This window comes from Kitasatospora sp. NPDC057015, assembly GCF_042673745.1.
Taxonomy (GTDB): Bacteria; Actinomycetota; Actinomycetes; order Streptomycetales; family Streptomycetaceae; genus Kitasatospora.
In genome coordinates this window covers 101,113-114,716 of sequence record NZ_JBHUSG010000012.1, presented here as the reverse complement: position 1 = coordinate 114,716, position 13,604 = coordinate 101,113, and the positions used below count along the sequence as shown (strand labels likewise).

At 74.7% G+C, this 13,604-nt stretch carries 9 protein-coding genes; 5 read left to right on the top strand and 4 right to left on the bottom strand.

Annotation, left to right across the window (positions count from 1 at the left end; all coding sequences use genetic code 11):
- The first annotated feature begins 517 nt into the window (after positions 1–517).
- Positions 518–1,384 carry a helix-turn-helix domain-containing protein gene (locus tag ACFTWP_RS14725; RefSeq protein ID WP_380264883.1) on the top strand — a complete coding sequence of 289 codons (867 nt, stop codon included), beginning with the start codon at positions 518–520 and terminating at the stop codon, positions 1,382–1,384.
- A gap of 67 nt (positions 1,385–1,451) precedes the next feature.
- Positions 1,452–2,909: an aldehyde dehydrogenase family protein gene (locus tag ACFTWP_RS14720; RefSeq protein WP_380264882.1), complete on the top strand. Its 1,458-nt coding sequence runs from the start codon at positions 1,452–1,454 to the stop codon at positions 2,907–2,909.
- A gap of 51 nt (positions 2,910–2,960) precedes the next feature.
- Here the strand turns inward: ACFTWP_RS14720 and ACFTWP_RS14715 are convergent, their stop codons facing one another.
- Positions 2,961–3,941 (bottom strand): ArsR/SmtB family transcription factor, encoded by a 981-nt coding sequence (locus tag ACFTWP_RS14715; RefSeq protein WP_380264881.1) that lies wholly within the window; start codon positions 3,939–3,941, stop codon positions 2,961–2,963.
- Between the two features lie 71 nt (positions 3,942–4,012).
- On the opposite strand from ACFTWP_RS14715, the gene ACFTWP_RS14710 reads away from it, so the two are divergent.
- Both ACFTWP_RS14710 and ACFTWP_RS14705 read left to right on the top strand, forming a co-directional pair.
- Positions 4,013–5,302 (top strand): MFS transporter, encoded by a 1,290-nt coding sequence (locus ACFTWP_RS14710; protein WP_380264880.1) that lies wholly within the window; start codon positions 4,013–4,015, stop codon positions 5,300–5,302.
- A 171-nt stretch (positions 5,303–5,473) separates the two neighbouring features.
- A complete protein-coding gene (locus tag ACFTWP_RS14705) occupies positions 5,474–5,737 on the top strand; it encodes a hypothetical protein (RefSeq protein WP_380264879.1) in 264 nt (87 codons plus the stop codon).
- Between the two features lie 14 nt (positions 5,738–5,751).
- Here ACFTWP_RS14705 and ACFTWP_RS14700 read toward each other — a convergent pair whose 3' ends face one another.
- The 3 genes from ACFTWP_RS14700 to ACFTWP_RS14690 all read right to left on the bottom strand — a co-directional run bounded on the left by ACFTWP_RS14700 (position 5,752) and on the right by ACFTWP_RS14690 (position 9,678).
- Complete coding sequence (locus ACFTWP_RS14700) at positions 5,752–6,747, bottom strand: aminoglycoside phosphotransferase family protein (RefSeq protein WP_380264878.1); 996 nt, start codon at positions 6,745–6,747, stop codon at positions 5,752–5,754.
- Between the two features lie 186 nt (positions 6,748–6,933).
- Positions 6,934–8,760, bottom strand: a complete 1,827-nt coding sequence (locus tag ACFTWP_RS14695) for a bifunctional metallophosphatase/5'-nucleotidase (RefSeq protein ID WP_380264877.1) — start codon at positions 8,758–8,760, stop codon at positions 6,934–6,936.
- Positions 8,761–8,982: 222 nt separating this feature from the next.
- On the bottom strand, positions 8,983–9,678 hold the full coding sequence (locus ACFTWP_RS14690; RefSeq protein WP_380264876.1) for a LuxR C-terminal-related transcriptional regulator: 696 nt from the start codon (positions 9,676–9,678) through the stop codon (positions 8,983–8,985).
- Positions 9,679–10,244: 566 nt separating this feature from the next.
- Here ACFTWP_RS14690 and ACFTWP_RS14685 point away from each other — a divergent pair.
- The gene (locus tag ACFTWP_RS14685; protein WP_380264875.1) at positions 10,245–13,316 is read left to right on the top strand and encodes an AAA family ATPase; all 3,072 of its coding nucleotides are present in this window, start codon (positions 10,245–10,247) and stop codon (positions 13,314–13,316) included.
- Positions 13,317–13,604: the final 288 nt, after the last annotated feature.

The following is a 13,604-nucleotide window of genomic DNA, read 5'->3' as shown; positions in this document are numbered from 1 at the left end:
GGCAGGTGCTGTTTTTTATTGGGGCGCTCGCTCGCCTCCGGGGCGCTTTGGTCCGGTGCCGACGGTCGTCGCTCCCGCGGTCGCTTCGCTCCCTTCCTCGCTCTCTCCCTTTCGGCACCGGCGCGCCCCTTCGGCTCGGAGCGCGCTGGCCGGGGGTGCGGTCACTGCGGGGTGGGTGGGGGCTGCCTTGTGGGGCGCTCGCTCGCCTCCGGGGCGGCTTGGAGCGCCCCTTCGGCTTGGAGCGCGCTGGGCGGAGTGGGTTGGGGGCCGGGTGTGGGAGACCGGTTGTGGGCGCCGGTTGTGGGGTTTGGGGGGCGGGGTTGTGGCGGGGCGGGTGGGGGTGTCGGGGGTGTCTGGGCGGGGGGCCGGGTCGGCGCAGTGGTGGTGGTTGGCCCCACGGGCCTTTCTGCGTACCACAGTTGTGTATCGTCCGTTGGTTTCGGCGCCGAATGTCAGTGCTAGGTGGCAGACTGCGGCGGTAGGCCTGGCGGGCGCGTGAGAGGCGGAGGATCGCGGGATGGGCACAACGCAGACCGGTGGCGGGACGACTGTGCGGCGGCTGATGCTGGGGTCCCAGCTGCGCCGGTTGCGTGAGGCCAGCGGCGTCTCGCGGGAGCAGGCGGGGTACTCGATCCGGGCGTCCGAGTCGAAGATCAGCCGGATGGAGCTGGGCCGGGTGAGCTTCAAGGAGCGGGACGTGGCCGACCTCCTCACCCTGTACGGGGTCCGCGCGGACGGGGAGCGGACGGCGGTGCTCGGGCTGGTCGGTGAGGCCAACGCGCCCTCCTGGTGGCACGGTTACGGCGACGTGCTGCCGATCTGGTTCCAGACGTACCTGGGCCTGGAGGAGGCCGCCTCCGAGATCCGCAGCTACGAGGTGCAGTTCATCCCCGGGCTGCTGCAGACGGCCGACTACGCGCGGGCCGTCTTCGCCCTCGGGAACCCCGGGGCGCGGCCGGAGGAGATCGAGCGCCGGGTCGAGGCCCGTACCAGGCGCCGGCGGCTGCTCACGGCCGAGCCGGGGCCGAGCCTGCTGGCCGTCATCGACGAGGCGGCGCTGCGCCGGCCCTGGGGCGGGGCGCAGGTGATGCGGGAGCAGATCGACCGGCTGGCCGAGTTCGCGGCCCTGCCGAGGGTGGACCTGCGGGTGATGCCGCTGGGCGTGGGCGGGGTGCGGGCGGAGGCGGGCGCCTTCTCGCTGCTGGGGTTCCCTGAGCCGGACCTGGCGGACGTGGTGTACCTGGAGCAGTTCACCAGTGCGCTGTACCTGGACAAGCCGGACCAGGTCGCCGAGTACGGTCGGGCGATGGACCGGCTGGCGGCCGACAGCCTGTCGCCCCGGGCGACGTTGGAGTTGTTGGCGTCGATCCGTCAGGAGATCTGACGTGCGCGCATGATGACGAAGAGTCAGATAATCTTCTGATTCCGGTGTCGTGGGTGAGAGGGATCAGATGTCCTACTTTTCGGAACTGTCGCGTCAGTACATCGACGGTGAATGGCGTACGGGCTCCGGCTCCTGGGACATCGTCGACATCGACCCGTTCAACGGCGAGAAGCTCGCCGCGATCACCGTCGCCACCACGGCCGAGATCGACGACGCCTACCGCGCCGCCGAGCGCACCCAGCAGGCCTGGAGCCGGGTCAACCCCTACACCCGGCGGCTGGTCTTCGAGCGGGCCCTGCGGGTGATCGAGGAGCGCGAGCAGGAGATCACCGAGGCGATCATCGCCGAACTCGGCGGCACCGCGCTGAAGGCCGCCTTCGAGCTCTCGCTCTCCAAGGACGTGCTGCGCGAGGCCATGCAGCTCTCGCTGCGCGCCGAGGGCCGGATCCTGCCCTCGCCGGTGGACGGCAAGGAGAACCGCCTCTACCGGCTGCCGGTCGGCGTGGTCGGCGTGATCAGCCCGTTCAACTTCCCGCTGTTCCTGTCACTGAAGGCCGTCGCGCCGGCGCTGGCGCTCGGCAACGGCGTCGTCCTCAAGCCGCACCAGAACACCCCGATCGTCGGCGGCACCCTGATCGCCCGGATCTTCGAGGAGGCCGGGCTGCCCGGCGGCCTGCTCAACGTGGTGGTCACCGACATCGCCGAGATCGGCGACGCCTTCATCGCCCACCCGGTGCCCAAGGTCATCTCCTTCACCGGCTCCGACAAGGTCGGCCGGCACGTCGCCACCGTCGCGGCGAGCCACTTCAAGCGGACCGTCCTGGAGCTGGGCGGCAACAGCGCGCTGATCGTGCTGGACGACGCCGACCTCGACTACGCCGTCGACGCCGCCGTGTTCAGCCGCTTCGCGCACCAGGGCCAGGTCTGCATGGCGGCCAACCGGGTTCTGGTGGACCGCAGCGTCGCCGAGGAGTTCACCGAGCGCTTCACCGCCAAGGTCGCCTCGCTGAAGGTCGGCGACCCCAAGGACCCGGCCACCCACATCGGTCCGCTGATCAACGCCAACCAGGCCGAGTCGCTGACCGCCGAGGTCGACCGGGCGCTCGCCGAGGGCGCCGTCGCCCTGCTGCGCGGGCAGACGGTCGGCACCCTGATGGATCCGGTGGTGCTGACCGGCCTCGCCGCCGACGCGCCGATCCTGCAGCGCGAACTCTTCGGCCCCGTCGTCCTGGTGGTGCCCTTCGACGGTGAGGACGAGGCCGTCCGGATCGCCAACGACACGCCGTTCGGCCTCAGCGGCGCGGTGCACACCGGCGATGTGGAGCGCGGGGTCCGGCTGGCGCAGCGGATCGAGACCGGCATGATCCACATCAACGACGGCACCATCCACGACGAGCCCGTCGTCCCGTTCGGCGGGGAGAAGAACTCGGGCGTGGGGCGCCTCAACGGCGAGGCCACGGTCGAGGCCTTCACCACCGTCAAGTGGATCTCCATCCAGCACGGGCGCAGCCGCTTCCCGTTCTGACACCCCGCTGCCCGCCGTCGCCGGACCGGTGGCGGCGGGCACCGCCGTGCCTCAGGGCGCGCCGCCCTCCAGCAGGGCCTGGCCGAGCGCCGTCCGCAGGTACAGCACCTCGCGGCCGGAGCGGTGCCGGGCCACCAGCCCCGCCGCGTGCAGGGCCGCCAGGTGGTGCGACACGTTGGGCGCGGAGAGCCCCGTGCGCCGGGCGAGCGCGGTGGTCGAGCCCGGGGACTCCAGCTCGGCCAGCAGCCGGGCCCGGGCCGGGCCCAGGACCCCCGCCAGCGCCCGCGGGGTCGCCGCGCCGCCCTCCCAGAGCGTGGCCACCCCGCGCGGGGCGTAGACCAACCCGGGCTGCGCCGCCGGACCGGTCTGCACGACCGCCCCCGGCCAGACGAACACCGAGGGCACCAGGACCAGCCCGCGCCCGCCGTCCAGCACCTGCTCGATGTCGTACCGGCGCTGGGCCACCGTCATCCGCCCGCCCTGCCAGCTCACCTTCGGATGCAGGCCCTCGAACAGCGCGGCCGGCCCGCCCGCCGCCATCCGCCGGGCCCGGTGCAGGATCTCGCCCTCCGCCAGCCGGGCGATCCGGGGCCAGTGCGGCTCGACCGCCGCCGCCCAGTAGGCCCGGACCTCGCCGGTCAGCCGAGCCAGGCCCGCCACCGGATCCGCGCGCAGCCCGGCCACCAGCGGCGGCAGCGGATCGGCGAGCGCCGCGAGATCCGCGCGGACGGTCTGCGGCGAGGTGGCGGCCAGCTCGGCCAGCTCCTCCTCGATGCCGGGCGCGGTCGCGGCCGGCACCGGGGTCAGGAAGTCGGGCAGGTGCCAGGCCGGCATCGGCACCAGCTGCGACAGCAGCCCGTACTCCACCCCCGCCTGCGCGAGCCGGGCCCGGGCCCGCCGCACCCAGGGCAGGTGCACGGCCCGCGCCCCGGGGTCCTTGAGCACCTGAACGCTCGTCACCACCTCCAGCAGCCGGGAGCAGGCGAACCGGGTGGCCGCCACGTCCTGAGCCGAGAACTCCAGCGTGAGCACGTCTTCCCTCCGAGGATTCGACCAGGACGAAATCTCTGGGCGCCACCGATCATCGCCGCGAGGCTCGGTCCATGACCAGTACGATCCCCGTCTCCGTCCAGGACCGCCTGGGCCTGCCGGCCACCGGCGGCCGGCGCCGGCTCGTCGGCGCCCACCTCGTCGACAGCCTCGGCACCGGACTCCTGCTCGCCTTCACCGTCCTCTACTTCACCCGCACGACCGGCCTCGGCGTGGCCGCCGTCGGAGCCGCCATCACCCTCGCCCGGCTGCTCGCCCTGCCCACCGCGATCCTCACCGGCCCGCTGATCGACCGCTACGGCGCCAAGGCGGTCGCCGCCTGCGGCAACGCGCTCTCCGCCGTCGCGTACGGCGGATTCCTGCTGGCCCACCAGGCCTGGCAGATCGTGCTGGTCTGCCTGCTCGCCCAGGCCGGCGCGGTCGCCTACTGGACGTCCAGCACCGGCCTGGTGGTGCTCGCCGCGGCCGGCGGCGAGCGCACCCGCTGGTTCGCGCTGGTCCAGACGCTGCGCAACGCCGGGCTCGGCATCGGCGGCGCCCTCGGCTCCCTGGTGGTGGCCGGCAGCGGCACCGGCGGGCTGCGGCTGCTGGTGCTGCTGAACGCGCTCAGTTACGCGGGCGCCACCGTCCTGCTGGCCCGCTGGCGCCCGGCCGCGGCGCCCGGCGGACCGGCGGCGCCCGCCCCGGCCGGTGCCCCGCCCGGTGCCCCCGCCGGAGCCGGCGGCTACCGCCGGGTGCTGCGCGACGGCCGTTACGTCCTGCTGGTCGGGATCAACCTCTGCTCCGTCTTCGGCTCGATGATCATCAGCATGCTGCTGGCCGTCTACCTCACCGAGGGCCTGCACCAGCCGGCCTGGGTGGCGGGCTCGCTGCTGGTGATGAACGGCGTCCAGGTGGTGCTCACCCAGAGCCTGGTCGCCCGCCGGCTGGAGAGGTTCCGGCCCACCCGGGTGCTGGCCGCCGCCTCGCTGGTCAACGCGGTGGCCTTCGCCCTCTTCGCCCTGATGGCCGGCGCGCCCGGCTGGGCCGTCCCGGCCGGCCTGTACGCCGCGATGTTCCTCTTCAACGCCGCCGAGACGATGGCCACCCCGTTCGCCGAGGACCTCAGCGTCAGCCTGGCCGACCCCGGCCTGCGCGGCCGCTACCTCGCCGTGTACCAGCTCTCCTGGAACACCGGCCAGGCGCTCGCCCCCGGCCTCCTCACCCTGCTGCTCGTCCACGGCCCGCTCTGGCCGTGGGCCTTCCTGGCGGCCCTCGCGGTCACCGCCGTGCCGGCCCTGCTGCTCCTGGAGCGCCTGGTCGCGCCGGTCGGGCGCTCCGCCGCTCCCGCCGGGGCGAGTTGACCTCCCGTCGGCGCAGCCGGCGGGGTTCGCCGCGGGGGGTGTCCGGTGGGATCGAAGGCCGGTTCCGGAACGATGCCGTCCGCATGAGAGGCTCAACTGCGATGATCACCTACGAACTACGCGGGATACGCCAAGCTCCTGCTCGCCACCGGGCCCTCCGCCCGCAAGGGCATGGAGAACCAGGGCGGGGCGCCCACCCAGCACCTCGCCGGGCACCTCGGCCTCGACCAGGTGGCCACCGTCGACCCGGGTGTCCTGCGTACGATGAAGGCGAAGGGCGTCACCGACTTCGACTGCGACCTGTGGATCGACGGCCAGGGTCGCACCGTTCGCTTCGAGCAGCGGATGGACGTCCAGGGGGTGCCGGCCGTCAACAAGGTCTTCTTCGGTGAGTTCGGGCCGGTCGAGACCTTCGCCGTACCCACCGGCGGCTGACCCGGACCGCCCGGTCACACCCGCCAACCGCGCCGTGCGGCCAGCCAGCGCAGGGTGACCTCGCCGCTCCAGGTCTGGTGGCGGCGCAGCATCCGCGAGCCGGACGGCGGGTCGGGCTGCCCGCCCGACCGCAGGAAGTAGCCGGTGAGGGCGGCGAGGGCGGCGTCGAGTTGTTCCGGGGCCGCGCCCCGGGCGGCCGGGTGCGCACCGAAGAGCCGGTCGGCGTCGTGGCCGTCGGCCCGTGCGGTGGCCAGCAGCAGCGTCAGGTCGAACCAGCTCGCGCCCAACCGGGGCCAGTTCCAGTCGCAGATCCAGGCCCGTCCGGCGCCGTCCAGGACGATGTTGTCGCGGCGCAGGTCCTCGTGCAGGACGGCTTCGCCCGCGGTCGCCTCCACCCAGCCGGCCTCCAGCGCGGCGAGCGGCTCGATCAGCCCGCGCGGGAACCAGTCGGGGAGCAGCTCCGCGCCGGGGCCGCCGCCCGCCAGCCGGCGCCAGTCGTCGAAGTCCTCCTCGCCCGGCTCCGGGCGCAGCGGTCTCAGGTCGAGCGCGAGCAGCTCCCGGGAGGGCCGGGCCAGGGCTTCGGCCACGGTGGCGCAGGCGTCCAGGGCGGCGGTCAGCTCCTCGGGCCGCCAGGGGTCGGCGGGCATCCGGGCGCCCGGCACCGGGTCGAAGCCCAGCACCACCCAGCCGGCGCTCTCCTCGACCCAGCGCAGTGCGGGCGCGGGCACGGCGGCCGGCAGCGCCCGGTTGATCGCGGCCTCCCGGCGGTAGCAGTCCGCGATGTACGGGTGCGCCACGGCGTCGACCGCCTTGACGAACTCCGTCCCGGCCGGCCCCCGCACCAGGGCCGCGAAGCCCGGGGTGAAGCCGCCGCCCGCGCTCGGCCGGGCCGCCGCCGGCCCGCCGAGCCGTCGGCCGACCAGCGCGCGGACCGACGGCGGCAGGTCCGTCCACCCCGGACGGACGGAGGTGCCGGCGTAGTGCGGTCGCGGGGTGAACGTCTCGGTCATCCGCCCATGCTGCCGGGCCGTCGCCGGCCCGCGCCACTGCGATTCGCCGGCTGCGGAGCCCGTGCCGTCGACGCGGTGCGGTGGGCACGACGCCGACGCGCGTGGGGCCCGGCCCCGGAGCGGCTGCTCCGGGGCCGGGCCCCACGGACGGGCGGGCGGACGGCCCCGCGGTCGGCGGGCCGGGGCCTAGAAGACCGGCACGCCGGCCCGGACCAGGCGCCAGGAGACCGAGGCGAAGTCCGCCGGGTCGATGACGCCCTTCTCCTTCACCCAGCCGATCATCGCGTTGCGGATCTCGTCCGAGTTCGCCCACACCTTCGTGGCGGCAGCCACGTGCGGGAAGTTGCCGCCGCCGTTGGCACGGTAGTTGTTGACGGCCAGGACGAACTGCGCGGCCGGGTCGATCGGCTTGCCGTCGAAGGACAGCCCGACGATCCGCGAACCGACCGGCTGGGCGACGTCGATGTCGTACGTGACGCCGTACACCGAGTCGTAGTTGTAGTCCGGGGTGTTCTGCGCGTTGGTCAGGGTGGCCTTGTCGACCGCCGCGCCCGGGGCGAGCTGGTTGTAGTACTTCGCCGAGAACTCCAGGTAGTCCTTGATCTGGGCGCCGGTCAGGATCCGCGCCTCCAGGGTGTTCTCGTAGATGTACAGGCCGGCGGCGTCGCGCAGCTTGACCTGCCCGGCCGGGATCCGCGCGGTGCGGTTGAACGGCGCCGCCTGCGCCAGCACCGGCAGGTTCGCGTACGAGGTGGAGGCCAGGGCGGCCTTGACCACGTCGGCCTGGACCCTGCCGATCAGGTCGATGATCGGGGTGTCCTGGTACGGGGCCTCGGCGATCGAGAGCTCGATCTTCGCGGTGCCGATGACCTGGTTGACGTACTCGACGACCTTCCGGTGCTGGGCGGTCATCAGGTCCACGATCTCCGGGTCCTCCGGCACCGTGTTGGAGTTCAGCACCCGGGAGGAGAGCGAGGTGACCTTCCACGCGCCCTTGTCCAGCTCGACCTCGAAGTCGAAGCAGGTCAGCCGCTGGCCCCAGCAGAGCGGCTCGGAGAGCACGACGGTCTTCCCGGTCTCCTTGTTGACGACCAGCCGCTGCGGGATCTCCTTGTGGGCGTGGCCCACCAGGACGGCGTCGATGCCGGCCACCTGCTCGGCCAGCGCGACCGAGACGTTCTCGCCCCACGGCAGCTGGTCGCCGTACGAGGTGGCCTCGTCCATGCCCGAGTGGCAGGCCACCACGACGACGTCGGCGCCGGCCGCCTTGAGCTTCGGCAGCCAGATCTTCGCGGTCTCCACGATGCCGGGGAAGGTCATCTTGCCGGCGACGTTCGCCTTGTCCCAGATCGCGATGCCGGGGTTGGTCAGCCCGAGGATGCCGACCTTGAGGGCCGGGCCGCCGGGCAGCTTGACCTTGCGGATGACGTACGGCGGGAAGGCCGGCTTGTCGTTCTTCGCGTGCAGCGCGTTGGCGCCCAGCAGCGGGAAGTCCAGCTGCTCCTCGTAAGCGCGCAGGGTGTCGATGCCGTAGTTGAACTCGTGGTTGCCGAGGGCGGCGGCGGTGTACTCCATGGTGTTCATGGCGAGCGCCATCGGGTGCTCGGGCGCGGTGTCCGCGTCGGTGGCGATCGGGTCGACCCGCGCGTAGTAGTAGGTCAGCTGGGTGCCCTGGATGGTGTCGCCGGCGTCGATGAGCAGGGTGCGGTCCCAGCCCTTCTCCTCGCGCACCTGCTTGGCCAGGGTGGAGATCTTGGCGAGGCCGACCTCGTTGTGCGCCTTGTCGGCGTAGACGGCGTCGGTGAAGTAGTCCCAGTTCAGCACCCGGCCGTGCAGGTCGGTGGTGCCCATGACCGTGAAGGCCTGCTTCTTCTGGTTCTTCTTCGCCTGCTCGCCCTCGGCGCCCTTGGCCGCGGCGGGGGAGGCGGCGGCGACCGAGACGCCGCCGGCCAGGGCGGCGCCGGCGGCGGTCGCGGCGGAGCGGGTGACGAAGTCACGGCGGTTCAGGGGCATCAACGACTCCAGGTGGGGCGGCAGAGGGACCGTCAGACAACAGTGACGCGCGTAGAGGGAACGCGCGTAGAAGTCTGCCCCGGCACGGCCCCGTACCGATAGCCCCCGGACGTTTCCAACAGGTGAGATCTTGGCGACCCCGGAATGACGCCGGGCACGGGCGCGGTACCCGCCCCGGACCCGGCCGCCCGCCCCGCCGGACACCGGGGGCCGGGCGAGCCGTCAGATGTAGCCCTCACGCAACGCGTACGCCACCGCGTGGGCCCGGTTGCGCAGGTGCAGGCGGGTCGTCAGCCCGTGCAGCACGTTCTTCACGGTCCGCTCCGAGTACGAGAGCTTGGCGGCGATCTCGGCCGTGTCCCAGCCCTCCGCCACCAGCCGCAGGATGTCCGCCTCCCGCTCCGTGACCCCCGGCGGCGTGAACCCCGGCAGGCCCTGGACGCTGCGCCGCAACCGCCCCATCTGCGTGATCAGCCGGCCCAGCAGATCGGCCGGCAGGTCGCCCTCGCCGCGGGAGGCCGCCAGCACCGCCTGCCCGAGCCGGGGCGCCGTGGCCTCGCGCCGCCACAGGATCGCGGCGACGCCGCACTCCACGGCCTCCAGCAGTTCCGCCTCGCGCATCCGCTCGACCACCAGGACGACCCGGGCCTCCCCGCCGCGCACCAGCCGGCGCAGGGTCGCCGCCACCGCCGCGTCCACGGTCTCGGTCAGCACCACGGCGACCGCTCCGGGGCCCGCCCCGGCGTGCGGGTGCGGCTCGTCCACGAGCTCCACCCCCGGGCACTGCTTGAGCTGGCTGACCGCGCCGGCCCGCGAGATCGGGTCCGCGGCGTGGACCACCACGGGAATCCGTCCGGTCGTGCGGACCCCCGGTCGAACGCCGGATCGGACGGCGCTCTCGGTCTGCAGGACAGTCATGGCTCCCCCTCCTGGATGCCGGGCCCGCCACTGGTCGGTGGTGAGGACGCTGCGAACATGGTCCGCAGGTGCCCGACAGCGGGAAGGGCCCACGATGTGGAACGGAGGACGAACGGCATCGCCTCGTCCCCCAGGTACCCATGGTCGTCGCAGGCGGGCCGGACCGGCCATCGTGGTGCACCACGAGATCGGGCCGCCCGGCACGCGGCGGTGCGACGAAACTCACACCGCCCCGTCGTGGAACTGATGCAGCGTCAGCCGCCCCGGCTGCGTGAACGGTGTAGCAGCCCGTTCGGCCCGGTGCGTCCGGGTCCTCGGCAGAGGGGACCACGATGACCAGCAGTACGACCGGCGGCACCGCCACCGGCGCCGCCGGCACCGGAACGGGCACGGCCACCGCGACCACGAGAACGGGCGAGGACACCAGGAGTACGGCGACCGGCCCGGTGGCGGGCACGAACGCCAGGGCCACGGGCCGGGGCGCACCCGCGGCCACGGGCACCGGGACGACCACGAGGTCGGGGACGGGAGGGACCACGAGGGTGGGAACGGGAAGGACCACGAGGGTGGGGACCGGCACCACGAGTACCACCCGCACCACGGGCACCGGCGGGGTCCCGGTGCCCCGGGAACCCGCGGACAGCCGACCCGCCGGCGACCCCTGGCCGGCCGAACGCGGCGAGGCCCTGACCCACGCCGCCGAGCTGGCGGAGCGGGCCCGGCAGGGCTCCGGCGGGGTCCTGCTGATCACCGGCCCCACCGGCACCGGCCGCACCGCCCTCCTGGACGCCGTCGCCGGCGGCCTCCCGGCCCTCGGCCTGACCGTGCTGCGGGCGCGCTGCTCGGCCGAGGAGTCGCAGAGCGCCTACGCCGCCGCCCGGCAGCTGTTCAACCCCGGCGCCCGCTCCCGGGGCCCGGCCGCCCGCACCCCCGGAGCGGCCGGCCGCGCCGGGCCGCCGAGCACCCCCGACCCGGAGGCCGACCTCTGGGACCTCCTGCTCCTGCACTCCTCGCACCGCCCGCTGCTGCTCGCCGTGGACGACGTCGAACTGGCCGACACCCCCTCCCGGCAGTGGCTGCAACAACTCGGCCGCCGGATCGACCGGCTGCCCGTCCTGCTCGCCGTCACCGAGCGGCACCGCCCCGAACCCGGCTCGCCGGCCGCCGGATTCGCCCGCACCCTGCCCGCCCCGCTCGTCCGGGCCTGCCGCCTCGGCCCGCTCGGCCGGGACGCCGTCGCCGCCTGGGCCGCCCGCCGCCTCCCCGACCTCCCCTACCGGGCCGACGCCCCCGACCGGGCCGACGTCCTGGTGGACGGCTGCCTACGGGCCACCGGCGGGAACCCCCTGCTGCTGGACGCCCTGCTCACCGACCTCGCCACCCTGCCCGGCGACCGCGCCCGGCTGACCGCGGCCGGCACCGGCACCGGCCCCGCACCCCCGGCCTTCACCGAGGCGGTCGACCACTGGCTGCACCGCGAGGGCCCCGAAGCCGCCACCGCCGCCCGCACCCTCGCCGAACTCGACGGCCTCCCCACCGACCCGAGCCGGCCGCAGGCCCCCGAGTCCGTCGCCGCCGACCTGGCCGAACTCACCGGCGGCGACCCCGTACGCCTGGCCCGCTGGCTCCGCGCCCTCACGGCCCAGGGCCTGCTCGACACCCCGGACGACGGCAGCAGGCCCCGCTACAGGCACCCGCTGCTGCGCGAAGCCGTCCTCGCCGGCTGGGACGCCGCCCGGCGCGGCCAGGCACACCGCGCCGCCGCCGCCCTGCTGCACCGGCGCGGCGACCCGGACGAGCGGATCGCCGAACACCTGCTGCTGATCCCCGGCCCGGGCGAGCGCTGGGCCTCCGACGTCCTGCACCGCGCGGCCCGCGCCGCCCAGCAGAACGGCAGCCCGAGCCGGGCCGCCGACCTGCTGCGCCGCGCCCTGGAGGAACCACTCTCCACCCGCCGCCGCGGCGCCACCCTCACCGAACTCGGCTGCCTGGAGGTCTCCCTGGGCCCCGCCGGCCACGCGGCCGGCGTGCGCCACCTCGCCGAGGCCGTCCACCTGCAACAGTCCGACGAAGGCGTCTTCACAGCGGCCAACGCCCTCGGCGCGGCGCTGGCCGCCCGCGGCGAGACGGCCGCCGCACTGGAGGTCATGGAGGAACTCGCCGAACGCTTCGCCGACCGGGAGGACCTGACCCGCGCCGTCCAGGCCGCCGCCGCGCTCATCTCCTCCCACGACGGGCACAGCTGGCTGCAGGTGGTCGAGGGACTGCGCCGCATCGCGGCCCGCACCCCGCGCCGGATCGCGCCGGCCGCCCGGGCCCTGCTCACCGAGTTCGACTCGACCAGCGGCCTGCTGTCCGCCGCCGAGGTGGCCGAACGCGTCCGCGAACTCACCGAGGCCCCCCAGGACCCCTTCTCGCAGTCCTACGTCACCGCCTCCGCCGCCACCCTCGCCCAGTGGGCCGACCTGCTCCCGGAGGCCGACCGGCTCGTGGAGCGGAGCATGACGGCCTACCGCGGCCCCCTGCTGCACCCCGGCTACCAGTGCCTGCTCAGCGTCCGCGCGGAGACCCGCGTGATGCGCGGCGAGTACCGGCAACTGCTCGACGAGTGCGAGGCGCTGGTCCGCGAGACCGGACTCGACGACGGCAGCGGCGGCCCCCGCGGAGTACCGCGCCTGGGCAACGCCCACCTGACGGCCCAGGCCGTCATCGCCCTCACCGAGACCGGCCGCCTGGAGCAGGCCCACGAACTCGCCCGGTCCGCCGAGGCGGTCGGCGCGCAGGGCTCCTGGGAGTGGAACGAGTACCTCTACGCCCGCGGACTGCTCCACCTCGCCGCCGGCCGGCCCGCCGTCGCCCTGACCGACCTGCTGGAGTGCGGCCGGCGCCAGCGCGAACGGCAGGTCGAGAGCCCGATCGTGACTCCCTGGCGCTCCGCCGCCGCCGACTGCCAGGTCCTGCTCGGACAGCCCGGACCGGCCGTGGAACTGGCCGCCGAGGAACTGCGCCTCGCCCGGATCTGGGGCACTCCCCGGACGGTCGGCCGGGCGATGCGGGCCCTCGCCGCGGCCACCGGCGGCCGGCAGGGCCTCGCGATGGCCGGCGAGGCGGTGGACCTGCTGGCACGGGCCGGGGTGGAGACCGAACTGATCCCGGCCCTGATCACCCACGGGCGGATGCTCGGCGAGGCCGGCCGCCGCGCCGCCGCCCGCCGGACCCTGCGCGAGGCGGCCGCCCGGGCCGAGCACCTCGGCGCCCTCCGGCTCCGGTCCGCGGCCGTCGACCTGCTCCAGGAGTCCGGGGCGCGCCTGACGACCGAGCGCCACACCGGCACGCTCGCCCTGACCGCCAGCGAGGAGCGGATCTGCCGGCTCGCGGCAGCCGGCCACGCCAACGCCGAGATCGCCGCCATGCTGCATCTCGCGATCCGCACCGTGGAGACCCATCTGACCAACAGCTTCCGCAAGCTGGGCATCCGGCGCCGGTCGGAGCTGGCGGCCGGGTTCGAAGCGGCCGACCCGGCCGCGGAGCGGGCGGCCGGCGGGTCCGGCGGTCTCGGACCGCCTGGCGACGGCAGGGTGGGCGACGGCGGGGTGGGCGACGGCAGGGTCGGCGACGGCGGGGTGGGCGGCGCCTGACGGGAGCCCGGGCCCGCGCCGACCGCCGCCCGGCCCGGGCGGCCGAGCCGGGGTGACCACCGGATCACACCGGCCGGACCGGCCCGCCGCCACCGCGCTCCGGCCGATCACCGGCACTGCCGCCCGCGATGCCGGTGCCCCACCAGGAGTTCCAGGTCCTGACGGTGGCGGGTTCGGGCCTGTGTCCCCGGTGCGGCCTCGACGCGGTGACCGTCACAGGATCGACCGGTCCCCGCTCGGCGAAATGGTCGTTCGCCGCCTGCACGGCCGGTCCGGTCCAGATCAGCC